The following is a 24,036-nucleotide window of genomic DNA, read 5'->3' as shown; positions in this document are numbered from 1 at the left end:
AGGCAAAGAAAAAGGCGCCGGGAACGGTCGCGGCGCCTTAGGGGGTAGGAGACGATGAATCAATGTTTTCTGCGATCAAGATCCTGGTAATCCGTAGCTTCAATCTTGGCGATGCCGGCCTCTAAGATATTGATTAATTGACGGGCGACATCTGTGGTCAGCCAAAGCGTTCTGTCTACTTGGGCTTCTTCGGGCGTTTGGTCTAGTGAAGACAGGTAATGAAGGCGTATCATCATGGCGTCGTAAACGTCGACAGTACTGATATCCCAACCGACAAGCGGGTGCGTCTGAATTACTTCATCATTTCTGTCCATAAAGACCCCTTATTGAGTAGTAACTACCGTGAGTGACTAACGAGGATCAATGCGGCTCATCATCATGAGAGCAATTACAGTATACGCATCCGCTTTCATCGGTGGAGGGGGTTGTCACCAAAATTTGCAAAATAAATATTTATTTGAACAATTATTCTACAAATTTGTATGTGCTGCAGTGGGTGAGTACAGCGCAGCACGTTATTCCGCGTCGGCAGGTGGCGATGCGCCATGCAAACATTTTTCCAGCTCTTCGGCCAAATGGGCGAAATGCTTTTGCGTTTCGGCGTCGCGATTCTGGCTGTGCGACTCCAGCTTCAGGCTGTGGATCAGCCGCTGGTTGGCTTTGTCATCCAGGCTGAAGGCCAGATAAGAGAAAGCCACTTCCAGTACGTTCAAGCGCCTTTTCTGATCGGCAATCAACGCCAGCAGTTCGCCAAACGTCATTGCGTCTTCGGATTTCACCTTGTCCGGGGCCATGCTTACTCCTTTGCGTTAAATACAGCGCTGAGGCGGATTTTGTTCCAGAGTAAGGGTAAGCGATGAATGGGCTGGGCGCCAGAAACAAAAAAGCCGGAGAGCGACCCCCGGCAAAAACAGCATTGCAGTGTTATTCTGCGCTGAACCACTCGTCCGCGCTTTCCCAGGTTTCCTGAAGGATTTCCTCGATCAGATCCCGGTCGGTTTTGGCGCCCCCCAGCACGGAGAGCCCGTTGGCGCCGGCATAACGTACGTGCACGACGGCGTCTGGAAACTGGCGATTGACCCGTTTGCCCAGTTCACCGGTCAGCGCCTCAATGGCGCCCGACGGCAGCGGCCGGGTTTTATCTATAGTGACTTCAACACGCATAATTGCCCCCGAAGCGATTTACTGTTTATTTATACAGTTAACCGACTGCGGGGGTAAGAGGGCGAAGAAAAAATATCAGTCTTTCAGCGACCAGTTCAGGGTTTCACCGGCCAGGAAGGGGATCACGGATTCATTGCCCAGGGCGATCTCTTCTGGCTGGGTGGTCGGCACGCGCTGCAGCTCGATGAAGTCTTCGTTGAGCGGCAGGCCATAGAAACGCGGGCCGTTGAGCGAGCAGAAGGCCTCAAAGTGCGCCAGCGCGCCGAGCTGTTCGAACACCGCGGCGTAAGCCGGGATGGCATTCGGCGCGTTGAAACAGCCGGCGCAGCCGCAGCTGGACTCTTTGCGATGCTTGAGGTGCGGCGCGGAGTCGGTACCGAGGAAGAAACGATCCGAACCGCTGGCGACCGCCTGACGCAGCGCTTCCTGATGGACATTGCGCTTGAGGATCGGCAGGCAGAACAGGTGTGGGCGAATGCCGCCGACCAGCATGTGGTTGCGGTTGAACATCAGGTGCTGCGGCGTGATGGTGGCGCCGAGGAAACGATTGCCTGCCTGCACATATTGCGCCGCTTCTTTGGTGGTGATGTGCTCGAAGACGATCTTCAGCTCCGGGAACTGCTGGCGGATCGGTTCCATCACCTGCTCGATAAAGCGCGCCTCGCGGTCGAAGATATCGACGGCAGGGTCGGTCACTTCGCCGTGGATCAGCAAAGGCATGCCGATTTTTTGCATCTGTTCGAACAGCGGGTAAATGCCGGTCACGTCGCTGACGCCGTGGCTGGAGTTGGTGGTGGCGTTGGCCGGATACAGCTTGGCGGCAGTAAACACCCCTTGCTCAAAGCCGTTGACCAGTTCACTGGCCGCCAAAGAGTTGGTCAGATAGCAGGTCATCAGCGGAGTGAAGTTGTGGCCCTGCGGGACCGCCGCCAGAATGCGATCGCGGTAGGCGCGCGCGGCGGCCACGGTCGTTACGGGCGGAACCAGGTTCGGCATCACGATCGCCCGGCCAAATACCTGGCTGGTATAGGGCACCACCGTTTTCAGCATCTCGTCGTCACGCAGGTGGATATGCCAGTCGTCTGGGCGGCGGATTTTCAGAACTTGAGGTTGTGCGGTCATCTAGCTAGGCTCCGGCGGTCAAATACGTCTAATGAAAAGCGAATAATGGGTTTATTCACGCCGGGGTGTAAGGATAAGCGGAAAGCGCCTGAGATGCATCTGTTTGTTGGCGACAAGTTGAAATCAATAGCACGGCGGGCGCATAGTAACAGGGATTTCAACGATGCCGACGCCAATACCGTCGACCTTCATCAAGTGGAAAGGGAGAAAGCAATGGAAGTACGCGTTATCGCCACCCTGCAAGCGAAAGCGGGATTTGAAGACGCCGTCAGCGAAGCGGTGCACGACATTCTCGAGCCGAGCCGCCAGGAGTTGGGCAACCTGCAATATGATTTGCATCGCGATCTGGAAAAGCCGGGCGTTTTCGTGTTCTTTGAGCGTTGGGCCAGCAGCGAAGCGCTGGATAAGCATAATGAGACGGCGCATTTTCAGCAGTTCGTCAGCCGGCTTGACGGCAAGTTGGATGTTTTAGACATCAAAAAACTGAAAAAGATAGCCTGAGCCTTTTTGCAGGCAAGAAAAAACCCGCCGATGGCGGGTTTTTTTAGAGCTGCAGATTAACTTATTCGTTAACCGGCTGCGGCTTGGTGGCCGGCGCGGTGGCCTGGCTCACCGCCGAATGGCCGCCTGCCGAGCCTTTGCCTTCAAAGTTGAAGGAAGGGCGCTGCCAGTCGCTGTGCTTGCGTTCTTCCGGCACGTAGGCCGGCGCAGGCGCTTTGGTCATCGGCGCAGTGGCGATGTGTTTGTACAGTACGTCCTGCACGGCTTTCACCGGTGCCGGCTGCTGAGTAACCACAGGTGCAGGTTCTGCGGCGATTGGCGCCGGGGCTTTTTCGACCGGAGCGGCTTCCACGGCGGCTGGCGCAGGCGCTGCTTCTGCCACTGGCGTTTCTTCCGCTTGCGCAGCTTCTGCCGGCGCAGCGTCGACCACAGGCTCGTCTTCCACCGGCTTGGCTTCAACCACAGGTTCTGCCGCAACGGTTTCAGCTACCGGCTCGGCTTCCACTGCCGGGGCAGTCTCTTCCGCTTTCGGTTCTTCAACTGCGGCAGGTGCCGGCGCGGCTTCCACCGGCGCCGGGGTTTCCTCGGCCGGGGTGGCAACGACAGGCGCTACGGCTGCAGCTTCTTCCGTTACGGTAACGGCCGCAGTTTCAACGGCGGCTTCTGGTGCCGGCTCGTTGACGCTGGCCGCAGCCTGAGTTTCTTCCACGGCAACGCTGTGCTGTTCAACCGCTGCGGCAACAACCGGTGCCGCTGCCTGTTCTACTTCTACGGCTTCGGCCTGCACTTCGGCTTCTTCAACCTGAGCAACCGGGTAGCTTACCCAGACTTTGCCCGATGCCATTTCCGGCGAAGCGAACGCGCCCGCCAGCGGCATTGGGGACTGCAGCGGGTAACGCTCATCGCGGTAACGACGGCGACGCTGGCCGCTGACGCGCAGGTGGCGCGGTGAACGACGGGAACGGCGCGGCATGCCTTCGCCGTTGCCGCGGTTTTCGCCCTGGGCATCGTCTTCCGGCTGAGCGGCAACGGTTTCCGGCAGCAGCTTGACGCTGTCGTCGGCGGTCGGCTGCGCGACTTCGGTTTTCGCTACCGGCGCTTTCGGCGCCAACAGCTCTTCCGCTGCACGCTGCAGTTCTTCTTCCGCGGACAGGATGCGCACCTTCTGCGACAGAGGGCGGCGCTGACGGCGCTGCATATTCTGCTGCTGGCGTTCTTCCTGCTCTTCGTCGGTGCTCTCGACAGCTTCAACGCTTTCCAGCGCTTTCACTTCCTGCTGCGCCTGACGTTTTTCTTCCTGACGACGACGCTGGCGTTCAGCTCGCTGCTCACGGCGTTGCTGCTGATCTTCGCGCGGCGCTTTAGCGCTTTCTTCCGAAGCGGATTCCTCCGCTACCGGCGCGTTCTGCTGCTGGTTGCGGCGGTTACGGCGCTGCTCATCGCGGGATTCACGCGATTCACGGCCTTCGCGGTTCTCACGCGGCTCACGGTTGTCGCGCTCGCGATTGTCACGGCCTTCACCGCGCTCTTTACGCTCGCCGCGTTCCGGACGGTCGCCACGCTCACCGCGCTCTTTACGGCCTGTGCCTTGGCGACGCTGACCGCGACGATCCTGACGACGGTTTTCACCGTTGCTTTCCGCCTTCGGCGTTTCGGCCGGTTTGGTTTCTTCGACGGCAGGTTGTTCCTCACCGGCGAACAGGCTCTTCAGACCACCGAACAGGCGGCCCAGGAAGCCCGGCTTGGCGGCGGCCGGCGCTGCGGCTTTAGCTTTGGCGGCGGCAGCGGCAGGCTTGGCCACGGCGACAGGTTCTTCAGCCGGCGGTGGCGCATCGGCGGACAGGGAGAAGGAAGCCAGGGCCGGTTGCTCTGGACGCTTGCGTTCCATCGGCGCGTCTTCCAGCGGGCGCTCCATGTCTTCTTCGTGCAGCTTCGGCAGCAGGTAGCTGAGGGTAGAGGTTTCCTCGCCCTTGCGCACGCGCAGCACCGAGTAGTGCGGGGTTTGCATTTCATCGTTAGGCACGATGACGGCTTTCACGCCACCCTGACGTTTTTCGATCGCGCTGACGGATTCGCGCTTTTCGTTCAGCAGGTACGAAGCAACCTGAACCGGCACGATAGCGTGAACTTCTTTGGTGTTTTCCTTCAGCGCTTCTTCTTCGATCAGGCGCAGGATGGACAGCGCCAGCGATTCGTTGTCGCGAATGGTGCCGGTGCCGTTACAGCGTGGGCACACGTGGTGGCTGGATTCGCCCAGCGACGGGCTGAGGCGCTGACGGGACATTTCCAGCAGGCCGAAACGGGAAATGCGGCCGATCTGGATGCGCGCGCGGTCTTGGCGCACGGCATCGCGCAGGCGGTTTTCCACTTCGCGCTGGTGGCGAACCGGCGTCATGTCGATGAAGTCGATGACGATCAGGCCGCCAAGGTCACGCAGGCGCAGCTGGCGAGCGATCTCGTCCGCCGCTTCCAGGTTGGTGTTGAACGCCGTCTCTTCGATGTCGCCGCCGCGGGTGGCGCGGGCGGAGTTGATGTCGATGGCGGTCAGCGCTTCGGTGCTGTCGATGACGATCGAGCCGCCGGACGGCAGGCGCACTTCACGCTGGAAGGCGGATTCGATCTGCGATTCGATCTGGTAGTGGCTGAACAGAGGGATTTCACCGCTGTACAGTTTGATTTTGCTGCTGAAATCCGGGCGGCCCAGCGCAGCGATGTGCTCTTTGGCCAGATCGAGAATTTTCGGGTTGTCGATCAGGATTTCGCCGATGTCCGGGCGCAGGTAATCGCGGAAGGCGCGCACGATAACGTTGCTTTCCTGGTGGATCAGGAACGGCGCGGGGCGGCCTTCGGCGGCTTTTTTAATCGCTTCCCAGTGCTTCAGGCGGAAGGATAGATCCCACTGCAGTGCGTCGGCGGATTTGCCTACGCCCGCGGTGCGAACGATCAGGCCCATGCCGTCCGGCAGTTGCAGCGAGGAGAGCGCTTCTTTCAGCTCGGTGCGATCGTCACCCTCGATGCGGCGGGAAATACCGCCGGCGCGCGGGTTGTTCGGCATCAGCACCAGATAACTGCCCGCGAGACTGATGAAGGTGGTCAAGGCGGCGCCTTTGTTGCCACGTTCTTCTTTGTCTACCTGAACGATGACTTCCTGGCCTTCGCGCAGCACATCTTTGATGTTCGGGCGGCCATGGGAAGAGTAATTGCTAGGGAAGTATTCGCGGGCGATTTCTTTAAGAGGGAGGAAACCATGTCGTTCTGCGCCGTAGTCCACGAACGCTGCTTCAAGACTTGGTTCAATGCGGGTGATTTTGCCTTTGTAAATATTCGCTTTTTTCTGCTCATGACCCGGACTTTCGATATCCAAATCATACAGCCGCTGTCCATCTACGAGGGCAACACGCAACTCTTCCTGCTGAGTTGCGTTAATCAACATTCTTTTCATCTTAACTTACTCGTTATTTTTACATTATCGACAAAGCTGCGGGCAAAATAACCTCATGGCCGGAGTTAAACCGAAAGCCCCGTGTCTTCTCGCAAAGCCGTCAACCTCACGGTTGTCGCCTGCATAGGGGCGCATTATCTCGGTAAGCCTGCTTTTCTTTGTGAAAGACAGCACTTTTACTAGGGGAATAGCCTCTGATTTACGTCGACAGATCTGATTCCATTTGCCGGCCAAGCTGCAACCCGCAGCCCGCTAATTGTTTGATTTCGCATTACGTCTTACGCCATTGCTGCGTTTTTGCGCGATCAGACAAATTTTATAATTCCACCGTTTTCCCTGTTTAACGAGAATCAACGCGGAAAGTGACTGCATTATTCCACTGCTGATGCCGTTATAGCAAGGTGACTTTTCCTTAACTGCGGAAGAAATCGCAAACGTTCAAACCGGCTTGCTGCCTTATTGTCCGCTGGGGTTTCGCCCGCCGTCAGAGAGACAGTTAAGCACAGAAAAAGATGTGGCGCTATTCACGCGCTCTATTTAGAATCCCGCACCATGAAAACGAACAATCCAGCAGTACAATTCATCACGATTTCCGACGACGAAGCCGGTCAGAGAATCGACAACTTTCTGCTCGCTCGCCTGAAAGGCGTGCCGAAGAGCATGATTTATCGCATCGTGCGTAAGGGCGAGGTGCGGGTCAATAAAGGGCGCATCAAGGTCGAATACAAATTGGCGGCCGGCGACGTGGTGCGCGTGCCGCCGGTGCGGGTGGCCGAGCGCGAAGAGACGCCGGTGTCGGCCAAGCTGGATAAGGTAGCCGCGCTGGCCGATTGCATTCTGTATGAAGACGACCACCTGCTGATCCTCAACAAGCCTTCCGGCACCGCGGTGCACGGCGGCAGCGGCCTGAGCTTCGGCGTGATTGAAGGGCTGCGCGCGCTGCGCCCGGAAGCCCGCTTCCTCGAGCTGGTGCACCGTCTGGATCGCGACACCTCAGGCGTGCTGCTGGTGGCCAAGAAGCGTTCCGCGCTGCGTTCGCTGCACGAGCAGCTGCGGCTGAAGGGCATGCAGAAGGATTATCTGGCGCTGGTGCGCGGCCAGTGGCAATCCCACTGCAAGGCCGTACAGGCGCCGCTGCTGAAAAACATCCTGCAAAGCGGCGAACGCATCGTGCGCGTCAGCAGCGAAGGCAAGCCTTCGGAAACCCGCTTCAAGGTGGAAGAGCGTTACGAATTCGCCACGCTGGTGAAGGCCAGCCCGATCACCGGGCGCACTCACCAGATCCGCGTGCACACGCTGCATGCCGGGCATCCGATCGCCTTTGACGATCGCTATGGCGACCGCGAGTTCGATCGCCAGCTGGCGGGCACCGGCCTGAAGCGTCTGTTCCTGCACGCCGCGGCGCTGCGCTTCGAGCATCCGGCCACCGGCGAAACGATGCGCATCGAAGCGCCGATGGACCAAGAGCTGCGCCACTGCCTGCAGGTGCTGCGCCGGCAGGCGGCCAAGTAATCCGCGTCAGACCAGCGGGTTGATGCCCTCAGCCCGCAACATCTCCAACAGCGCGATCAGCGGCAGGCCGATCAGGGCGTTCGGATCCCGGCCTTCCAACCTGTCGAACAGCGCGATCCCCAATCCCTCGCTCTTGAAACTGCCCGCGCAGTTCAGCGGTTGCTCTATGCGTACATAGGCGGCGATCTCCGCTTCGCTCAACGCGCGAAAATGCACGTGGAACGGCTCGCACAGGGCCTGCAGCTGCTTGCTGCGGCCGTTGTACAGCGCCAGGCCGGTATAGAAGGTCACGGCCTGGGCGCTGGCTTGGCGCAGCTGCGCCCGGGCGTTTTCCTCGGTATGGGGCTTGCCGGTGATGTTGCCATCGATCACGCAGACCTGATCGGAGCCGATGATCAGATGCTCGGGATAGGCGAGGGCCAGCGCCTGAGCCTTCGCCGCCGCCAGGCGCAGCACCAGCGCTTCGGCGCTTTCGCCCGGCAGTGGGGTTTCATCCACCTCGGGTGCGGCGCAGTCGAAGGGCAGCCGTAACTTCCCCAGCAGCATTTTTCGATAGGGTGAGGTGGAGGCTAAAAGCAATCTCTGCATAATTTTTTTCGCAAACCGTAGCGTAAATGGGTACGGCATTTTAAACTGTCGGCCGCTGTGGAAGCGAATATTGGTGAAAGGAGCCGTTTTACGGCCTTTTTCTTTGACTCTATGTCGTTACAAAGTTAATATGCGCGCCCTATGCAAAAGGTAAAATTACCCTTGACCATTGATGCGGTACGTACCGCTCAGAAACGCCTGGACTATGCTGGTGTCTATGCGCCTGAGCAGGTTACTCGTGTTGCCGACTCCGTGGTCAGTGTGGACAGTGATGTCGAGGTGTCGTTGTCGTTCAATATCGACAATCAACGCCTCGCGGTGATAACAGGGCATGCGGACGTCACGGTAACGTTGATGTGCCAACGCTGTGGAGTCCCGTTCGAACATCAGGTTCACACAACATATTGTTTTAGCCCGGTCGTCAATGATGAGCAGGCTGAGGCATTACCGGAAGCGTACGAACCGATCGAAGTTGACGAGTTTGGCGAAGTCGATCTGTTGGCGATGATTGAAGACGAAATTATTCTTTCACTGCCTGTCGTTCCGGTACATGAATCTGAACACTGTGAAGTGTCCGAAGCGGACATGGTATTTGGCCAACTGCCTCCCGAGGCGGAGAAACCGAATCCGTTTGCCGTATTAGCCAGTTTAAAGCGTAAGTAATTGAGGAGTAAGGTCCATGGCCGTACAACAGAATAAACCAACCCGTTCCAAGCGTGGCATGCGTCGTTCTCACGATGCTCTGACCACGACTACTCTGTCTGTAGACAAAGTATCCGGTGAAACTCACCGTCGTCACCACATCACTGCCGACGGTTTCTACCGCGGTCGCAAGGTTATCGGCTAAGTAGCGATACCTTGACTCGTCTAACCCTGGCGTTAGATGCAATGGGCGGGGACTTCGGTCCCTGCGTCACAGTGCCTGCTTCGTTGCAGGCACTGGCCTCTAATTTACAGCTTCATCTCCTGCTGGTCGGCAATCCCGACGTCATCTCCCCTTTGCTTGCCCACGCCGATCCGGTTCTTCTGGAGCGTCTGCAAGTCGTGCCCGCCGAGTCCGTGATCGCCGGCGACGCCAAACCTTCACAAGCGATACGCGCCAGCCGCGGCACGTCGATGCGCATTGCGCTCGAGCAGCTCAGCAGCGGTAAAGCGCAGGGCTGCGTCAGCGCCGGCAATACCGGTGCGCTGATGGGATTGGCGAAGCTGTTGGTCAAGCCGCTGGAAGGCATCGAGCGCCCGGCGCTGATGACGGCGATCCCGAATCAGCAACGCAGTAAAACCGTGGTGCTGGATTTGGGCGCCAACGTCGAGTGCGACAGCACCATGCTGGTGCAGTTTGCCGTGATGGGCGCGGTGATGGCGGAAGAGGTGATCGGCATTGTGCAACCGCGGGTGGCGCTGCTGAATATTGGCGAAGAAGAGACCAAAGGCCTGGATAATATCCGCGAAGCGGCCGCTGTGCTAAAAAATACTCCGGCAATCAACTATATTGGTTACCTGGAAGGAAACGAGCTGCTCACCGGCAAGACCGACGTGTTGGTGTGCGATGGCTTCGTGGGCAACGTCACCCTGAAAACCATGGAAGGGGTGGTCAGGGTGTTCTTATCGCTGCTGAAATCGTCCGGCGACGGCAACAAGCGAGCGTGGTGGCTGAAATTGTTGGGCCGTTGGTTGCAAAAACGGGTGGTTAAGCGGTTCGGCCACCTGAACCCCGACCAGTATAATGGCGCATGTCTGTTAGGATTGCGCAGCACCGTAGTCAAGAGCCACGGCGCTGCGAACCCTCACGCGTTTGCAGTCGCAATCGAACAGGCTGTGCAGGCGGTGCAGCGGCAAGTCCCGGAAAGGATTGCTGCGCGCCTTGAGGCTGTATTACCTAAGAGTGACTGATCGTACATGTATACAAAGATTCTCGGTACGGGGAGTTATTTGCCCGTACAAGTGCGCACCAATGCTGATTTGGAAAAAATGGTGGATACCTCTGACGAGTGGATCGTCACGCGTACCGGTATCCGCGAACGTCGCATCGCCGCTGCGGATGAAACCGTCGCGACGATGAGCTTCCAGGCCGCTGAGAAAGCGCTGGAAATGGCAGGTGTGGCTAAAGAAGACATTGGGCTGATCGTCGTGGCGACCACCACGACCACTCACGCGTTCCCGAGCGCGGCGTGCCTGGTGCAGCAAATGCTGGGCATCAAAGACTGCGCGGCGTTCGATCTGGCTGCGGCCTGTGCCGGCTTTACTTACGCGCTCAGCGTGGCCGATCAGTACGTGAAGAACGGCGCGGTCAAACATGCGCTGGTTATCGGCGCGGACGTCTTGTCGCGCACGCTGGATCCTGAAGATCGCGGCACCATCATTTTGTTTGGCGATGGCGCAGGGGCGGTGGTGCTGGGGGCTTCTGAAGCGCCGGGCATTCTGTCTACCCATCTGCATGCCGACGGCAGCTACGGCAACCTGCTGACGCTGCCGTACAAGGATCGCCAGAATCAAGACAAGCCGGCCTATGTCACCATGGCGGGCAACGAAGTCTTCAAGGTTGCGGTTACCGAGCTGGCGCGCATCGTCGACGAGACGCTGCAGGCCAACAACATGGACCGCAGCGAGCTGGATTGGCTGGTGCCGCACCAGGCCAACCTGCGCATCATCAGCGCAACGGCGAAAAAACTGGGCATGGGGATGGACAAAGTGGTGGTGACGCTCGATCGTCACGGCAACACCTCTGCCGCCTCGGTGCCTTCCGCACTGGACGAAGCGGTGCGCGACGGGCGAATTCAGCGTGGCCAACTGGTGCTGCTGGAGGCCTTCGGCGGCGGCTTTACCTGGGGCTCGGCGCTGGTTCGTTTCTGATTTGGACAGGAAGAAAAAATGACGCAATTTGCTTTTGTTTTCCCGGGCCAGGGGTCGCAGACCGTTGGCATGCTGGCCGAGTTGGCCGCACAGTTCCCGATCGTCGAGGAGACCTTCGGCGAGGCGTCTTCCGCCCTGGGTTACGACCTGTGGCAGCTGGTGCAGCAAGGCCCGGCGGAAGAGCTGAACAAAACCTGGCAGACCCAACCGGCTCTGCTGGCCGCCTCGGTGGCGATTTTCCGCGTTTGGCAACAGCAGGGCGGTAAAGCGCCGGCGCTGATGGCGGGCCACAGCCTGGGCGAATACTCGGCGCTGGTCTGCGCCGGCGTGCTGGACTTCAAGGCGGCGATCCGTCTGGTTGAGCTGCGCGGCAAGCTGATGCAGGAAGCGGTGCCGGAAGGCACCGGCGCGATGTACGCCATCATCGGTCTGGACAACGACGCGATCGCCAAGGCGTGTGAAGAGTCTGCGCAGGGGCAGGTGGTTTCTCCGGTCAACTTCAACTCGCCGGGCCAGGTGGTCATCGCCGGCAACAAAGAAGCGGTTGAGCGCGCAGGCGCCGCCTGCAAAGCCGCAGGCGCCAAGCGCGCGCTGCCGTTGCCGGTGAGCGTGCCTTCGCACTGTGCGCTGATGAAACCGGCCGCCGACAAGCTGGCCGTGGCGCTGCAGGACATCACCTTCAACGCGCCGCAGGTGCCGGTGGTGAACAACGTCGACGTGCGCACCGAAAACGATCCGGAAGCGATCCGCAGCGCGCTGGTGCGTCAGCTGTACAGCCCGGTGCGTTGGACCGAGAGTGTAGAATTTATCGCAGCACAGGGAGTGACGTCGCTGCTGGAAGTGGGGCCGGGCAAAGTGCTGACCGGTCTGACTAAACGTATTGTTGACACCCTGACGGCTGCGGCGGTGAACGACACCGCCAGCCTGTCGGCGGCGCTTGAACAATAAAGAGGAAAATGATGAGCTTCGAAGGTAAAATCGTTCTGGTCACCGGCGCGAGCCGCGGTATTGGCCGAGCTATTGCAGAAACGTTTGTGGCACGCGGCGCCAAAGTGATCGGCACCGCGACCAGCGAGAGCGGCGCTGAAGCGATCAGCAGCTACCTGGGCGCAAACGGCAAAGGGTTTATGTTGAACGTTGTTGATGCGCAATCTATCGATAGCGTGCTGGCATCGATTCGCGCCGAATTTGGCGAAATCGACATTTTAGTGAATAATGCCGGCATCACGCGTGATAACCTGCTGATGCGTATGAAGGATGATGAGTGGGAGGATATCCTCGACACCAACCTGACTTCCGTATTCCGCCTGTCAAAAGCGGTAATGCGCGCTATGATGAAAAAGCGGTTTGGCCGTATCATCACCATCGGTTCCGTTGTCGGCACCATGGGGAACGCAGGGCAGGCGAACTACGCGGCGGCTAAAGCCGGTCTGATTGGTTTTAGCAAATCTTTGGCACGTGAAGTTGCTTCGCGTGGCATTACGGTCAACGTCGTGGCACCTGGCTTTATTGAGACGGACATGACACGGGCGTTGACAGATGATCAACGCGCAGGCATTTTGTCATCAGTTCCAGCCAACCGGCTGGGCGATGCTAAAGAAATCGCCAGCGCTGTTGCATTTTTGGCCTCTGATGAGGCCGGCTATATCACCGGTGAAACGTTACATGTCAATGGCGGCATGTACATGATTTAAAAAATGTGAAAACCATTTGCGTTATTTGAGGCAAAAACCGCAAAATAGCGTAAAATCGTGGTTTGACCAGCCGGGATTTAGTTGCATCTTTTTCAGCATTTTATACACTACGAAAACCATCGCGAAAGCGAGTTTTGATAGGAAATTTAAGAGTATGAGCACTATCGAAGAACGCGTTAAGAAAATCATTGTTGAGCAACTGGGTGTTAAACAGGAAGAAGTTTTGAACAACGCTTCTTTCGTTGAAGATCTGGGCGCTGATTCTCTTGACACCGTTGAGCTGGTAATGGCACTGGAAGAAGAATTCGACACCGAGATTCCAGACGAAGAAGCTGAGAAGATCACTACTGTTCAGGCAGCTATTGATTTCATCAACGCTAGCCAGCAGTAAGAGAACATATCTAGGCGGTCGCTCGACCGCCTAAGTTTTTTCTATCCCTAGTGTCATATTTTTCCCTCCCTGGAGGACAAACGTGTCTAAGCGTCGAGTAGTTGTGACCGGACTGGGCATGTTGTCTCCTGTCGGCAATACGGTAGAGTCCACGTGGAACGCTCTTCTTGCCGGTCAGAGTGGCATCAGCCTGATCGACCATTTCGATACCACTGCCTATGCGACCAAGTTTGCTGGCCTGGTAAAGAATTTTAATTCCGAGGATTTCATCTCGCGCAAAGATGCGCGCAAGATGGACGCCTTTATCCAGTACGGTATCGCTGCCGGCATGCAAGCCATGCAGGATGCAGGCCTGGACATCACCGAGGCTAACGCCAGCCGCATTGGAGCCGCGATCGGTTCCGGCATCGGCGGCCTGGGTTTGATCGAAGAAAACCACAGTTCACTGGTTAACGGTGGCCCACGGAAAATCAGTCCGTTCTTTGTGCCATCCACCATCGTGAATATGATTGCCGGTCACCTGACAATCATGTATGGCATGCGTGGCCCAAGCATTTCCATCGCCACCGCCTGTACTTCAGGTGTGCACAACATCGGCCATGCGGCGCGTATCATTGCCTACAATGATGCGGACGTGATGCTGGCCGGTGGGGCAGAGAAAGCCAGCACCCCATTGGGCGTCGGCGGCTTTGGCGCAGCGCGCGCCCTGTCCACTCGTAATGACAACCCGCAGGCGGCGAGCCGTCCGTGGGATAAAGACCGCGACGGTTTTGTGCTGGGCGACGGCGCCGGCATGATGGTGCTGGAAGAGTACGAGCACGCGAAAAAGCGCGGCGCGAAAATCTACGCCGAAGTGGTGGGCTTTGGGATGAGCAGCGATGCTTATCACATGACGTCGCCACCGGAAAACGGCGCAGGCGCTGCGCTGGCGATGGAAAATGCCCTGCTTGACGCTGGTGTGACCCCGTCACAAATCGGCTACATCAACGCGCACGGCACCTCTACGCCGGCGGGCGACCAGGCGGAAGCGCAGGCGGTGAAATCCGTCTTCGGCGCCGATGCAGAACGCGTGCTGGTGAGCTCGACCAAATCGATGACTGGCCACCTGTTGGGTGCGGCAGGCGCGATCGAGTCTATCTTCACCGTGCTGGCGCTGCGCGATCAGGCGGTACCGCCAACCATCAACCTGGATAACCCGGATGAAGGTTGCGATCTGGACTTCGTGCCTCACGAAGCGCGCCAGGTCAGCGATATGGAGTTCAGCCTGTGTAACTCCTTCGGCTTCGGCGGCACCAATGGCTCGCTGATCTTCCGCCGAGTGTAACTCGCGCTGTGGATAGCTGATGAAAAGCCCGGTTTTTTAACCGGGCTTTTTTACGCCTATCGTCTGGACACCAACAGGGCTGCGTATCGCCTCGTCGCCTGCTATCCTGCGAGCGTAATGAAATCACCCGGCAACAGGAGGGAGCATGTACTGGATTAACGGACAACGCCACGATGCGCTGGCGCCGAGCGATCGCGGCCTGCAGTTCGGCGATGGCTGCTTTACTACCGCCCGGGTTATCGATGGTAAAATCGAGCTGCTGCCCTGGCATCTGGAGCGGCTGCAGCAAGCGGCGCAGCGGCTGATGCTGCCCGCCACCGATTGGCTGGCTTTCGAGCGGGAGATGGCGCTGGCGGCCGAATCAATTCCGCTCGGCGTGGTCAAAGCGATACTGACGCGCGGCAGCGGCGGGCGGGGTTACAGCCCGACGGGGTGCGAAAACCCGACGCGCATCGTGGCCCGCAGTAGCTACCCTGCGCACTATTTGCAGTGGCGCGAGCAGGGCATCACGCTTGCGCTCAGCCCGGTGGCGCTGGCGCGCAATCCGTTGCTGGCGGGGTTGAAGCATTTGAACCGCCTGGAGCAGGTGCTGATCCGCGCGCATCTTGACCAGACGGCCGCCGACGAGGCGCTGGTGCTTGACACTGCCGGTATGCTGGTGGAATGCTGTGCGGCTAATTTGTTCTGGCGTAAGGGAAAAGCGGTATTTACCCCGGATCTGAGCCAGGCAGGTGTCGCCGGCCTGATGCGGCGGCGGGTGATCGCGCTGCTGGCAGGCTCGGAATACCGTCTGCACTGCGTCAGTGAACCGCTGGAGACGCTGGCCGATGCCGACGAAGTCCTGGTGAGCAATGCGCTGATGCCGCTGCTGCCGGTAAACGCTGCGCAATCATGGCGCTATGCTTCGCGCCAGCTGTATGATTTTTTGCGTCCACACTGTTAACCATGGCTGATTGATGAAGAAAAGAAAGCTGAAGGTCCTGTCTATTATTGTTGTTCTGGTATTGGCGCTGCTGTTTTGGGGCTACCAGAAGATCGAACGCTTTGCCGATACGCCACTGGCTATCCAACAAGAAACCATCTTCAAACTGCCGGCCGGCACCGGCCGGGTAGCGCTGGAAGGGTTATTGGTGCGCGATAAGCTGGTGCGCAACGGCCGCTGGTTCCAGTGGCTGCTGAAGCTGGAGCCGGAGCTGGCGGAGTTTAAAGCCGGCACCTACCGGTTCACGCCGGGCATGACGGTGCGCCAGATGCTGAAACTGTTGGCCAGCGGCAAAGAGGCGCAGTTCACCGCACGCTTTATCGAAGGCTCACGCCTGCGTGACTGGCAGCAGGTGCTGCAGCAGTCCAAATACCTGAAACACACCCTGGCGGGCAAGAGCGAAGCGGAGATTGCCGCCGCGCTCGGCATTCCTGCGGGAGAAACGCCGGAAGGGCATTTGTACCCGGATACCTATCAGTATACCGCCGGCATGAGCGACATCGCGCTGCTCAAACGCGCACACGTGCGCATGAACAAAGCGCTGCAGGCCGCCTGGGCCGGCCGCGACACCAGCCTGCCGTATAAAACGCCGGAAGAGCTGCTGACCATGGCATCGATCGTCGAGAAAGAGACCGCGGTGCCGGAAGAGCGCAGCAAGGTGGCGTCGGTGTTCGTCAACCGCTTGCGCATCGGCATGCGCCTGCAGACCGATCCGACGGTGATCTACGGCATGGGCGAAAGCTATAATGGCAACATCACGCGCAAGGATCTGGAGACGCCGACGCCTTACAACACCTATGTGATCGCTGGCCTGCCGCCAACGCCGATCGCCATGCCGGGTGAGGCCTCGCTGCAGGCGGCCGCCAATCCGGCCAAAACGCCTTATCTCTATTTTGTCGCCGACGGCAAGGGTGGGCATACCTTCACCACCAATCTGGCGAGCCATAACCAGGCGGTGCGCGTGTACCGTCAGGCGTTAAAGGAAAAGAATGAAAAGTAAATTCGTTGTTATCGAAGGGCTGGAAGGCGCGGGTAAAACCACCGCGCGCGATACGGTGGTCAATGTGCTGCGCGAACACGGCGTCAGCGACATCGTCTTCACCCGCGAGCCGGGCGGCACGCCGCTGGCGGAGAAGCTGCGCGATCTGTTCAAGCGCGGCATCGACGGCGAATTGCCGACCATCAAGGCCGAAGTATTGATGCTGTACGCCGCGCGCGTGCAGCTGGTGGAAACCGTGATCAAACCGGCCCTGGCGCGCGGCGCCTGGGTGGTGGGCGATCGCCACGATCTCTCTTCACAGGCTTACCAGGGCGGCGGCCGCGGTGTGGATCCGCAGCTGATGAGCTCGCTGCGCGACACCGTGCTGGGGGATTTCCGCCCGGATCTGACGGTGTATCTCGATCTGCCGCCGCTGGTCGGCCTGCAACGCGCGCAGGCGCGCGGCCAGCTGGATCGCATCGAACAGGAAGCGCTGCCGTTCTTCGAACGCACCCGCGCTCGCTATCTCGAGCTGGCGGCGCAGGATAAAACCATCGTCACCGTCGACGCCGCCCAGCCGCTGGAGCAGGTGACCGCGGCGATCCGCGACTGCGTCGGCCACTGGCTGCGGCAGCAGGAAGGCGCATAATGAACTGGTACCCGTGGCTGAACGGCCCTTATCGCCAGCTGATCGGGCAGTACGCCGACGGCCGAGGCCATCATGCGCTGCTGCTGCACGCGGCGGCGGGCAACGGTGACGACGCGCTGGCCTACGGCCTGAGCCGCTGGTTGATCTGTCAGCAGCGCAACGGTGAAAAAAGCTGCGGCGAGTGCCACAGCTGCCGGCTGATGCTGGCGGGCAACCACCCGGATTATCACGTGCTGGCGCCGGAAAAGGGCAAGAGCAGCCTGGGCATCGAGCCGATCCGCCAGGTGATTGAAACGCTGTACGCCCACGCGCAGCAGGGCGGCGCTAAAGTGATTTGGCTGCCGCAGGCGGAACAGCTGACCGAAGCGGCGGCCAACGCGCTGCTTAAAACGCTGGAAGAGCCACCGGAGAAAACCTATTTTCTGCTGGGCTGCCGTGAGCCGTCGCGGCTGATGGCGACGTTGCGCAGCCGCTGCCTGTATTGGCATTTGGCCAGCCCGGATGAGCAGCTCAGCCTGCAGTGGCTGGGCCGGCAGGCGGCCGGCTCTCAGACGGACCGCCTCACGGCGCTGCGCCTGCACGACGGCGCGCCGCTGGCCGCCGAACAGCTGTTGCAGCCGCAGCAGTGGCAACAGCGCAGCGCCCTGTGCGCCGCGTTGAGCGCCGCGCTGCCGCAGCGCGATATGCTGTCGCTGTTGCCGGTGCTGAACCATGAAGACGTCGCCGAGCGCCTGCACTGGCTGTGCGCGTTGCTGGTGGACGCGATGAAGTGGCAGCAGGGCGCGCATCACTATGTATTGAATCAGGATCAGCAGCCGCTGGTGCATCAGCTGGCCAGCCTGCTGAGCAGCGCCTCGCTGCAGCAGATCGTGCAGCAGTGGCTGAACTGCCGCCATCAGCTGCTCAGCGTGGTGGGCGTCAACCGCGAGCTGCTGCTGACCGAACAGTTACTTCGCTGGGAACAGATGCTTGGCACCGCCGGCTATTCCCACCCTCATTCGCTGTAAAGTAAAAGAGTTAAAAATTATGTTGTTAGTCGATTCTCATTGCCACCTTGACAGTCTGGATTATCAAACGCTGCACCAGAATGTGGACGATGCGCTGGCCAAAGCCAAGGCGCGCGACGTCGGCTATGTGCTGGCGGTTGCCACCACGCTGCCGGGTTACCGTTCCATGACCGAGCTGATCGGCGAGCGCAACGACGTGGCCTTCTCCTGCGGGGTGCATCCGCTCAATCTGGAAGAGGGGTATGATTACGCCGAACTGCGTCGCCTGGCGGCGGGGGAGCAGGTGGTGGCGCTGGGGGAGACCGGGCTCGATTACTTCTACCAGAAAGACAACCTTGAGCTGCAGCAGGACTCTTTCCGCGAACATATCCGCATCGGCCGGGATCTGAACAAGCCGGTGATCGTCCACACTCGCGATGCGCGCGCGGACACGCTGGCGATCCTGCGTGAAGAGAACGCACAGGACTGCGGCGGCGTACTCCACTGCTTCACTGAAGATCTGGCCACGGCCGAAGCTCTGCTGGATCTGGGCTTCTACATCTCCTTCTCGGGCATCGTCACCTTCCGCAACGCCGAACAGCTGCGCGAGGTGGCGCGCTATGTGCCGCTGGATCGCATTCTGGTGGAAACCGACTCGCCTTATCTGGCACCGGTGCCGCATCGCGGCAAAGAAAACCAACCCGCTTATGTGCGCGATGTGGCTGAATACATGACGGTATTGAAGGGCGTCAGCCTGGAACAACTGGCCGAAGCCACCACCGCCAACTTTTCACGTTTATTTCACCTCGAACTGTGATCTTTGACCTAGGCTATAGCTGTAGGTCATTGTCTGCGTAATTTTTTTTAAGCTCGTAATTAATCACTGAAACGGGTAAGGTTCCCTCCCGTTTCAAGGTGATTGATGCGTTTTTTTTGGTCTATTTCGCCAAAAAACAGCCGGTTTATGCAAAGTTACCGCGGCTCGATCATCGAAACGTGATTGTCATCAAACATTGCGCAGGCTATTTATTTTACTCTGCGTAATAAATTCAAGGGGTGCTCAGACACCCTGAATTGCAGGGGTTTTTCTCCCCCCCTTGCAGCGCGAATCATCGCGACAAGAAGTAGCAAAGCATTATTACTCAGGAGCACACTCAACTATGTTCAAGAACGCATTTGCAAACCTGCAAAAAGTAGGTAAATCGCTCATGCTGCCGGTGTCCGTGTTGCCTATCGCAGGTATCCTGCTGGGCGTCGGCTCCGCCAACTTTAGCTGGCTACCTGCGGTAGTCTCCCACGTGATGGCGGAAGCGGGCGGTTCGGTCTTCGCCAACATGCCGCTGATTTTCGCCATCGGCGTCGCCCTGGGCTTCACCAACAACGACGGCGTTTCCGCGCTGGCGGCGGTGGTGGCCTACGGCATCATGGTGAAAACCATGGCGGTGGTTGCGCCGCTGGTGCTGCACCTGCCGGCTGAAGAGATTGCGGCCAAACACCTGGCGGATACCGGTGTGCTCGGGGGGATTATCTCCGGCGCCATCGCGGCCTATATGTTCAACCGCTTCTTCCGCATTCAACTGCCGGAATACCTGGGCTTCTTTGCCGGTAAGCGTTTCGTGCCGATCATTTCCGGTCTGGCGGCGATCGTTCTGGGCGTAGTGCTGTCCTTCATCTGGCCGCCGATCGGTACGGCTATCCAGACCTTCTCGCAGTGGGCGGCTTATCAGAACCCGGTCGTGGCCTTCGGCATTTACGGCGTGGTTGAGCGTGCTCTGGTGCCATTCGGTCTGCACCACATCTGGAACGTGCCGTTCCAAATGCAAATCGGTGAATTCACCAACGCGGCGGGCCAGGTATTCCACGGTGATATCCCTCGCTACATGGCGGGCGACCCTACCGCGGGCAAACTGTCCGGCGGCTTCCTGTTCAAAATGTACGGTCTGCCTGCTGCGGCCATCGCCATCTGGCACTCGGCCAAGCCGGAAAACCGCGCGAAAGTCGGCGGCATCATGATCTCCGCCGCGTTGACCTCGTTCCTGACCGGTATCACCGAGCCGATCGAGTTCTCCTTCATGTTCGTCGCGCCGATCCTGTACGTGATCCACGCTATCCTGGCCGGCCTGGCGTTCCCAATCTGCATCCTGTTGGGCATGCGCGATGGCACCAGCTTCTCGCACGGCCTGATCGACTTTATCGTACTGAGCGGCAACAGCAGCAAAATCTGGCTGTTCCCAATCGTCGGCATCGTCTACGGTCTGGTGTACTACACCATCTTCCGCGTGCTGATCGCCAAGCTGGATCTGAAAACCCCGGGCCGTGAAGACACCGCTGCCGAGCAGACTGCGCAGGGCGGTTCCGAAATGTCCGCGGCGCTGGTTCAGGCCTTCGGCGGTAAAGAAAATATCACTAACCTGGATGCTTGCATCACCCGTCTGCGCGTCAGCGTGGCCGACGTGTCCAAAGTTGACCAGGCGGGCCTGAAGAAACTGGGCGCGGCCGGCGTAGTCGTCGCTGGCTCCGGCGTGCAGGCCATCTTCGGCACCAAGTCCGACAACCTGAAAACCGATATGGACGAATACATCCGTAATCACTGATTCAGGCAGGGGAGTTACCAAGGGAGGCGAAAGCCTCCCTTTTTTATTGCCTGCCGTCAGGCGCCCAGGCGCTGTTCGAGTTCGGCGAGAGAAGGGAGGAACCAGACCTGTTCGCCGCGGTTGGCCTCACGCACGAAATCTTGCAGCGCGTTGCTTTGCGCCAGCCAGGGGGAGATATCGCCCAGCAGCGCCACGCGCAGGCGGTAGTTGATAAATTTCTGCAATACGGCGCCGGCAATGCCGCTTCTGAGCTGGAAAAAGGCGGCGTCGAGGCGGTTGACGGGGAGGGCAATCATCCCGGCATCGTGTTCAAAGGCGGGCGCGATAAACAGGCTGACGTCGTTTTCGTCTTTCAATGGTGGCCCGGCTTCGGCGAAAACCACCAGGCGCAGATCGTGGATTTGCTGCACGGCGTAGCTCATCGGCGCTCCGGGAGTCAGGGCTTGGCGTGCTTTTGCAGGTAATGCTCGAACACCGCCAGCGTTTCGTCCGAGATATGGTGCTCAATCCCTTCGCTGTCCAGCTCGGCGGTTTCGCTCGGCACCCCGACGCACATCAGCAGATCGACCACGATGCGGTGACGGCGGCGCACCTTCTGCGCCAGCAGCTCGCCTTCCTCGGTTAAAAACACCCCGCGATAAGGGCGCGATTCCACCAGCCCGGCGCTTTTCAGCCGCGCGATATTTTTGATCGCCGTCGGGTGAGACACGCCGAAGCGGCGCGCGATATCGGTGGTTCTGGCTTCGCGGGTGCTTTGCAGCAAATCGGCGATCAGCTCAACGTAATCTTCGATCAGCGCATTGGACTGCGCTTCGCGGGCGCGGCTAAAACGCAGGGCGTGCTCGGCCTCGTCCGGCATGTCGGTCTGGGCGTGGCGGTCGGCGTTATCTGGCGCGCGGGTAACCATAGCGTGGGGCGTCCTGTAAGCATAAAAATGGCATCTCCCGGCAGTGCGGGGAGGGTTGCCCTAAGTTAGTCCAAATAGCACACATTATCAATTCGATGCCACGCATTGTGGTAGTTAGAAATATCTCTACACAAAGCCAATGAATTTCGCCTGTTGCATAAAGTGTAGCCGATGCTACATTGTCGGCATGGTAGGTGGAAAAATAACCAGTGAAAGATTGAGGGTAATTCATGCGTGACGCGGCAACCACTCCATCGTTAACCGAACGGACCAACATCGCGATTGGCGCCGCTCTTGCCGGACGCAAGCGCGGCGCCTTTACGCCGTTGCTGTTCGCCGGCCCGGCGGTGATTGCCTCTATTGCCTATATGGATCCCGGCAACTTCGCCACCAATATTCAGGCCGGGGCGAAATACGGCTACAGCCTGCTGTGGGTGGTGGTGATGGCCAACCTGATCGCCATGCTGTTCCAGGCGCTGTCGGCCAAGCTCGGCATCGTCACCAATCGCAATCTGGCGGAGATGTGCCGCGACCAGTTTTCACGGCCGGTAGTGATCGGCATGTGGCTGCTCAGCGAAGTGGCGGCGATGGCCACCGATCTGGCGGAGTTTCTCGGCGGGGCGATCGCGCTGGCGCTGCTGTTCCATATGCCGCTGCTGGCGGGGATGGGGGTGACGGCGGTGATCACCTATGCGCTGTTGATGGTGGAAAAGAAAGGTTTCCGCCCGGTCGAGCTGATGATCGGCGGCCTGGTGGGCATTATCGCGCTGTGCTATCTGGTGGAGATGTTCATCGTACCGGTGGACTGGCAAGCGGCCGGCCTCGGCATGGTGACGCCGCAGCTGCCGGACGCGCAGGCGCTGACCATCGCCGTCGGCATTATCGGCGCAACCGTGATGCCGCACGCCATTTTCCTGCACTCGGGGCTGACCCAGCACCGCAGCCCGGCCAGCGACAACGGCGAGCGGCGCAAGCTGCTGCGTTTTTCCAATATTGAAGTGGTGATCGCGCTGGCGCTTGCCGGGCTGGTGAATATTGCGATGGTGATCATGGCCTCGAGCGCCTTCCACGCTGGTAACAGCGACGTGGCCGAAATTGGCACCGCCTACCATACATTGACGCCGCTGTTCGGCGCGGCGGCCGCCGGCATCTTCCTCGCTTCGTTGATCGCCTCCGGCATTTCCAGCTCGGTGGTGGGCACCATGGCCGGGCAAATGATCATGCAGGGCTTCGTCGGTTTTCGCATTCCGGTGTGGGTGCGCCGCCTGGTCACCATGGTGCCGGCGTTTATCGTGGTGGCGATGGGCGTCAACGCCACCGACGCGCTGGTCTACAGCCAAGTGGTGCTGAGCCTGGCACTGCCGGCGCCGATGATTGCGTTGGTGATGTTCACCCGCCGCCGCGACATCATGGGCGAGTTCGCCAACGGCCGCTGGACCAGTCTGGCGGCGGTGGTCGGCACGGTGGTGATCGTGCTGCTCAACGTGGTGCTGCTGTTGCAGACCTTCGGCGTCGATATCCCTGGGCTGGGGTGATCTTGCGAGCCGCGCGGGGCGCGGCCGCGTCGCTAAATTATAAATTTCCCACACCACCGTCCATCTGCAGCTCGGCGCCGACCATGAATGCCGACTCGTCTGCCGCCAGAAACACCGCTGCTTTTGCCAGCTCCAGCGCGCTGCCCATGCGGCCGATCGGCACCAGCGCGCGGATATCGTCGCGTAATGCCTGTTCATCCGCTTCCGCCAACCCCAGCTTACCCAACGCCGGGGTTTCGGTCGGGCCGGGGCTGAGGCCGTTAAAGCGAATGCCGCGCGCGTGCAGCTCGCCGGACAGCGTTCTGGCCAGCGACAGCAAGCCGGCTTTGCTGGCGGCGTAGGCGCTGCTCTGCGGCAGGCCGATATGGGCGCTGACCGAACCGCACAGGATCACCGAAGAAGGGTTGGCCAGCAGCGGCAGCAGCGCCTGGATCAGAAAAAACGGTCCCTTCAGATTGATGTCCATCAGCCGCTGATAGCTCTGCTCATCCCACTCCTGCAGCGGGCGATGCGTAACGTCGCCGGCGTTGATGTACAGCACGTCCAGCCGCGGCCACCGTTGCCCCAGCCGCTGCGCCAGTTCGCGCTGCTGCGGAATATCGCCGGCGTCGCTCAGCAGCAACAGCGCCTTGCCACCCAATGCCTGGCCCGCCGCGTCCAGGGCGCTTTGGCTGCGCCCGGTGATCGCCACCGTTGCGCCCTCGGCGATGAACTGGCGGGCGGTTTCCAACCCGATGCCGCTGGTGCCGCCGGTAATCAATGCGTATTTGCCTTGCAGTCGTGCCATAACCGATTCCTCTTTAGCGTCAGTTG

General features: G+C 59.5%; 26 protein-coding genes. 17 read left to right on the top strand and 9 right to left on the bottom strand.

Annotated features, from left to right (window positions below; genetic code table 11):
* Positions 1 to 59: 59 nt before the first annotated feature.
* The 4 genes from bssS to pyrC all read right to left on the bottom strand — a co-directional run bounded on the left by bssS (position 60) and on the right by pyrC (position 2,286).
* On the bottom strand, positions 60 to 314 hold the full coding sequence (gene bssS, locus ACJ8HB_RS01705; RefSeq protein WP_004927812.1) for a biofilm formation regulator BssS: 255 nt from the start codon (positions 312 to 314) through the stop codon (positions 60 to 62).
* A gap of 201 nt (positions 315 to 515) precedes the next feature.
* Entirely contained in the window at positions 516 to 794 is a 279-nt protein-coding gene (locus ACJ8HB_RS01700) for a hypothetical protein (RefSeq protein WP_004927809.1), read from the bottom strand.
* A gap of 130 nt (positions 795 to 924) precedes the next feature.
* A complete protein-coding gene (gene dinI / locus ACJ8HB_RS01695; protein ID WP_033638037.1) occupies positions 925 to 1,164 on the bottom strand; it encodes a DNA damage-inducible protein I in 240 nt (79 codons plus the stop codon).
* A gap of 75 nt (positions 1,165 to 1,239) precedes the next feature.
* Positions 1,240 to 2,286: a dihydroorotase gene (pyrC, locus tag ACJ8HB_RS01690; RefSeq protein WP_047568077.1), complete on the bottom strand. Its 1,047-nt coding sequence runs from the start codon at positions 2,284 to 2,286 to the stop codon at positions 1,240 to 1,242.
* Positions 2,287 to 2,499: 213 nt separating this feature from the next.
* Here pyrC and ACJ8HB_RS01685 point away from each other — a divergent pair, with 213 nt between their 5' ends.
* A complete protein-coding gene (locus ACJ8HB_RS01685) occupies positions 2,500 to 2,787 on the top strand; it encodes a putative quinol monooxygenase (protein WP_033647446.1) in 288 nt (95 codons plus the stop codon).
* Positions 2,788 to 2,848: 61 nt separating this feature from the next.
* Here ACJ8HB_RS01685 and rne read toward each other — a convergent pair whose 3' ends face one another.
* Positions 2,849 to 6,229 carry a ribonuclease E gene (rne, locus tag ACJ8HB_RS01680; RefSeq protein ID WP_072021567.1) on the bottom strand — a complete coding sequence of 1,127 codons (3,381 nt, stop codon included), beginning with the start codon at positions 6,227 to 6,229 and terminating at the stop codon, positions 2,849 to 2,851.
* A 552-nt stretch (positions 6,230 to 6,781) separates the two neighbouring features.
* On the opposite strand from rne, the gene rluC reads away from it, so the two are divergent.
* Positions 6,782 to 7,741, top strand: coding sequence for a 23S rRNA pseudouridine(955/2504/2580) synthase RluC (gene rluC / locus ACJ8HB_RS01675; RefSeq protein WP_047568071.1), 960 nt, complete (start codon positions 6,782 to 6,784; stop codon positions 7,739 to 7,741).
* Positions 7,742 to 7,747: 6 nt separating this feature from the next.
* Here the strand turns inward: rluC and ACJ8HB_RS01670 are convergent, their stop codons facing one another.
* Positions 7,748 to 8,329 carry a Maf family protein gene (locus tag ACJ8HB_RS01670; RefSeq protein WP_072021566.1) on the bottom strand — a complete coding sequence of 194 codons (582 nt, stop codon included), beginning with the start codon at positions 8,327 to 8,329 and terminating at the stop codon, positions 7,748 to 7,750.
* 141 nt (positions 8,330 to 8,470) lie between these two features.
* Between ACJ8HB_RS01670 and yceD the strand changes: the two genes are divergently transcribed.
* The 14 genes from yceD to ptsG all read left to right on the top strand — a co-directional run bounded on the left by yceD (position 8,471) and on the right by ptsG (position 20,781).
* Positions 8,471 to 8,992, top strand: a complete 522-nt coding sequence (gene yceD, locus ACJ8HB_RS01665) for a 23S rRNA accumulation protein YceD (RefSeq protein ID WP_004927780.1) — start codon at positions 8,471 to 8,473, stop codon at positions 8,990 to 8,992.
* 16 nt (positions 8,993 to 9,008) lie between these two features.
* Positions 9,009 to 9,176, top strand: coding sequence for a 50S ribosomal protein L32 (rpmF, locus tag ACJ8HB_RS01660; protein WP_004927778.1), 168 nt, complete (start codon positions 9,009 to 9,011; stop codon positions 9,174 to 9,176).
* Positions 9,177 to 9,187: 11 nt separating this feature from the next.
* Entirely contained in the window at positions 9,188 to 10,222 is a 1,035-nt protein-coding gene (plsX, locus tag ACJ8HB_RS01655) for a phosphate acyltransferase PlsX (protein WP_094859786.1), read from the top strand.
* Between the two features lie 6 nt (positions 10,223 to 10,228).
* The gene (locus ACJ8HB_RS01650) at positions 10,229 to 11,182 is read left to right on the top strand and encodes a beta-ketoacyl-ACP synthase III (protein WP_025302411.1); all 954 of its coding nucleotides are present in this window, start codon (positions 10,229 to 10,231) and stop codon (positions 11,180 to 11,182) included.
* Positions 11,183 to 11,200: 18 nt separating this feature from the next.
* On the top strand, positions 11,201 to 12,130 hold the full coding sequence (fabD, locus tag ACJ8HB_RS01645) for an ACP S-malonyltransferase (protein ID WP_015377451.1): 930 nt from the start codon (positions 11,201 to 11,203) through the stop codon (positions 12,128 to 12,130).
* A gap of 11 nt (positions 12,131 to 12,141) precedes the next feature.
* Positions 12,142 to 12,876, top strand: coding sequence for a 3-oxoacyl-ACP reductase FabG (gene fabG / locus ACJ8HB_RS01640; protein WP_016928193.1), 735 nt, complete (start codon positions 12,142 to 12,144; stop codon positions 12,874 to 12,876).
* Positions 12,877 to 13,030: 154 nt separating this feature from the next.
* Positions 13,031 to 13,267: an acyl carrier protein gene (acpP, locus tag ACJ8HB_RS01635; protein ID WP_004719003.1), complete on the top strand. Its 237-nt coding sequence runs from the start codon at positions 13,031 to 13,033 to the stop codon at positions 13,265 to 13,267.
* 82 nt (positions 13,268 to 13,349) lie between these two features.
* Positions 13,350 to 14,591 carry a beta-ketoacyl-ACP synthase II gene (gene fabF / locus ACJ8HB_RS01630; RefSeq protein ID WP_033638042.1) on the top strand — a complete coding sequence of 414 codons (1,242 nt, stop codon included), beginning with the start codon at positions 13,350 to 13,352 and terminating at the stop codon, positions 14,589 to 14,591.
* Between the two features lie 145 nt (positions 14,592 to 14,736).
* Positions 14,737 to 15,534 (top strand): aminodeoxychorismate lyase, encoded by a 798-nt coding sequence (gene pabC, locus ACJ8HB_RS01625; RefSeq protein ID WP_015377453.1) that lies wholly within the window; start codon positions 14,737 to 14,739, stop codon positions 15,532 to 15,534.
* A gap of 13 nt (positions 15,535 to 15,547) precedes the next feature.
* Complete coding sequence (gene mltG / locus ACJ8HB_RS01620; RefSeq protein ID WP_033646443.1) at positions 15,548 to 16,573, top strand: endolytic transglycosylase MltG; 1,026 nt, start codon at positions 15,548 to 15,550, stop codon at positions 16,571 to 16,573.
* A complete protein-coding gene (tmk, locus tag ACJ8HB_RS01615) occupies positions 16,563 to 17,201 on the top strand; it encodes a dTMP kinase (RefSeq protein WP_033646442.1) in 639 nt (212 codons plus the stop codon). The genes mltG and tmk overlap by 11 nt, the downstream gene beginning before the upstream one ends.
* Complete coding sequence (gene holB, locus ACJ8HB_RS01610) at positions 17,201 to 18,208, top strand: DNA polymerase III subunit delta' (protein WP_047568063.1); 1,008 nt, start codon at positions 17,201 to 17,203, stop codon at positions 18,206 to 18,208. Before tmk ends, holB begins: the two co-directional genes overlap by 1 nt.
* 19 nt (positions 18,209 to 18,227) lie before the next feature.
* Positions 18,228 to 19,004, top strand: a complete 777-nt coding sequence (locus ACJ8HB_RS01605) for a metal-dependent hydrolase (protein ID WP_047568061.1) — start codon at positions 18,228 to 18,230, stop codon at positions 19,002 to 19,004.
* A gap of 343 nt (positions 19,005 to 19,347) precedes the next feature.
* A complete protein-coding gene (ptsG, locus tag ACJ8HB_RS01600) occupies positions 19,348 to 20,781 on the top strand; it encodes a PTS glucose transporter subunit IIBC (protein WP_016928184.1) in 1,434 nt (477 codons plus the stop codon).
* A 56-nt stretch (positions 20,782 to 20,837) separates the two neighbouring features.
* Here ptsG and ACJ8HB_RS01595 read toward each other — a convergent pair whose 3' ends face one another.
* Entirely contained in the window at positions 20,838 to 21,203 is a 366-nt protein-coding gene (locus ACJ8HB_RS01595) for a DUF4180 domain-containing protein (RefSeq protein WP_033655058.1), read from the bottom strand.
* Between the two features lie 14 nt (positions 21,204 to 21,217).
* On the bottom strand, positions 21,218 to 21,688 hold the full coding sequence (gene mntR, locus ACJ8HB_RS01590; RefSeq protein WP_033638048.1) for a manganese-binding transcriptional regulator MntR: 471 nt from the start codon (positions 21,686 to 21,688) through the stop codon (positions 21,218 to 21,220).
* 230 nt (positions 21,689 to 21,918) lie between these two features.
* Between mntR and ACJ8HB_RS01585 the strand changes: the two genes are divergently transcribed.
* Positions 21,919 to 23,223: an Nramp family divalent metal transporter gene (locus tag ACJ8HB_RS01585; RefSeq protein ID WP_004928764.1), complete on the top strand. Its 1,305-nt coding sequence runs from the start codon at positions 21,919 to 21,921 to the stop codon at positions 23,221 to 23,223.
* Between the two features lie 37 nt (positions 23,224 to 23,260).
* Here the strand turns inward: ACJ8HB_RS01585 and ACJ8HB_RS01580 are convergent, their stop codons facing one another.
* Positions 23,261 to 24,010, bottom strand: coding sequence for an SDR family oxidoreductase (locus tag ACJ8HB_RS01580; protein ID WP_047568056.1), 750 nt, complete (start codon positions 24,008 to 24,010; stop codon positions 23,261 to 23,263).
* Between the last annotated feature and the right edge of the window lie 26 nt (positions 24,011 to 24,036).

The sequence above is a fragment of the Serratia sp. CY27727 genome, assembly GCF_052169275.1.
Taxonomy (GTDB): domain Bacteria; phylum Pseudomonadota; class Gammaproteobacteria; order Enterobacterales; family Enterobacteriaceae; genus Serratia; species Serratia sarumanii.
Note: the sequence above shows the minus strand (reverse complement) of the source record. Positions and strands in the feature narration are given on the sequence as shown.

Bases quoted from the DNA above. Each gene is read 5' to 3' on its own strand.
- dinI (WP_033638037.1), bottom strand. From the start codon at position 1,164: ATGCGTGTTGAAGTCACTATAGATAAAACCCGGCCGCTGCCGTCGGGC.
- mltG (WP_033646443.1), top strand. From the start codon at position 15,548: ATGAAGAAAAGAAAGCTGAAGGTCCTGTCTATTATTGTTGTTCTGGTA.
- ACJ8HB_RS01685 (WP_033647446.1), top strand. From the start codon at position 2,500: ATGGAAGTACGCGTTATCGCCACCCTGCAAGCGAAAGCGGGATTTGAA.
- yceD (WP_004927780.1), top strand. From the start codon at position 8,471: ATGCAAAAGGTAAAATTACCCTTGACCATTGATGCGGTACGTACCGCT.
- ACJ8HB_RS01595 (WP_033655058.1), bottom strand. From the start codon at position 21,203: ATGAGCTACGCCGTGCAGCAAATCCACGATCTGCGCCTGGTGGTTTTC.
- fabG (WP_016928193.1), top strand. From the start codon at position 12,142: ATGAGCTTCGAAGGTAAAATCGTTCTGGTCACCGGCGCGAGCCGCGGT.
- bssS (WP_004927812.1), bottom strand. From the start codon at position 314: ATGGACAGAAATGATGAAGTAATTCAGACGCACCCGCTTGTCGGTTGG.
- mntR (WP_033638048.1), bottom strand. From the start codon at position 21,688: ATGGTTACCCGCGCGCCAGATAACGCCGACCGCCACGCCCAGACCGAC.
- ACJ8HB_RS01580 (WP_047568056.1), bottom strand. From the start codon at position 24,010: ATGGCACGACTGCAAGGCAAATACGCATTGATTACCGGCGGCACCAGC.
- ACJ8HB_RS01585 (WP_004928764.1), top strand. From the start codon at position 21,919: ATGCGTGACGCGGCAACCACTCCATCGTTAACCGAACGGACCAACATC.
- rne (WP_072021567.1), bottom strand. From the start codon at position 6,229: ATGAAAAGAATGTTGATTAACGCAACTCAGCAGGAAGAGTTGCGTGTT.
- ACJ8HB_RS01700 (WP_004927809.1), bottom strand. From the start codon at position 794: ATGGCCCCGGACAAGGTGAAATCCGAAGACGCAATGACGTTTGGCGAA.
- pyrC (WP_047568077.1), bottom strand. From the start codon at position 2,286: ATGACCGCACAACCTCAAGTTCTGAAAATCCGCCGCCCAGACGACTGG.
- ACJ8HB_RS01670 (WP_072021566.1), bottom strand. From the start codon at position 8,329: ATGCAGAGATTGCTTTTAGCCTCCACCTCACCCTATCGAAAAATGCTG.
- ACJ8HB_RS01605 (WP_047568061.1), top strand. From the start codon at position 18,228: ATGTTGTTAGTCGATTCTCATTGCCACCTTGACAGTCTGGATTATCAA.
- ACJ8HB_RS01650 (WP_025302411.1), top strand. From the start codon at position 10,229: ATGTATACAAAGATTCTCGGTACGGGGAGTTATTTGCCCGTACAAGTG.
- ptsG (WP_016928184.1), top strand. From the start codon at position 19,348: ATGTTCAAGAACGCATTTGCAAACCTGCAAAAAGTAGGTAAATCGCTC.
- holB (WP_047568063.1), top strand. From the start codon at position 17,201: ATGAACTGGTACCCGTGGCTGAACGGCCCTTATCGCCAGCTGATCGGG.
- rluC (WP_047568071.1), top strand. From the start codon at position 6,782: ATGAAAACGAACAATCCAGCAGTACAATTCATCACGATTTCCGACGAC.
- pabC (WP_015377453.1), top strand. From the start codon at position 14,737: ATGTACTGGATTAACGGACAACGCCACGATGCGCTGGCGCCGAGCGAT.
- tmk (WP_033646442.1), top strand. From the start codon at position 16,563: ATGAAAAGTAAATTCGTTGTTATCGAAGGGCTGGAAGGCGCGGGTAAA.
- acpP (WP_004719003.1), top strand. From the start codon at position 13,031: ATGAGCACTATCGAAGAACGCGTTAAGAAAATCATTGTTGAGCAACTG.
- fabD (WP_015377451.1), top strand. From the start codon at position 11,201: ATGACGCAATTTGCTTTTGTTTTCCCGGGCCAGGGGTCGCAGACCGTT.
- rpmF (WP_004927778.1), top strand. From the start codon at position 9,009: ATGGCCGTACAACAGAATAAACCAACCCGTTCCAAGCGTGGCATGCGT.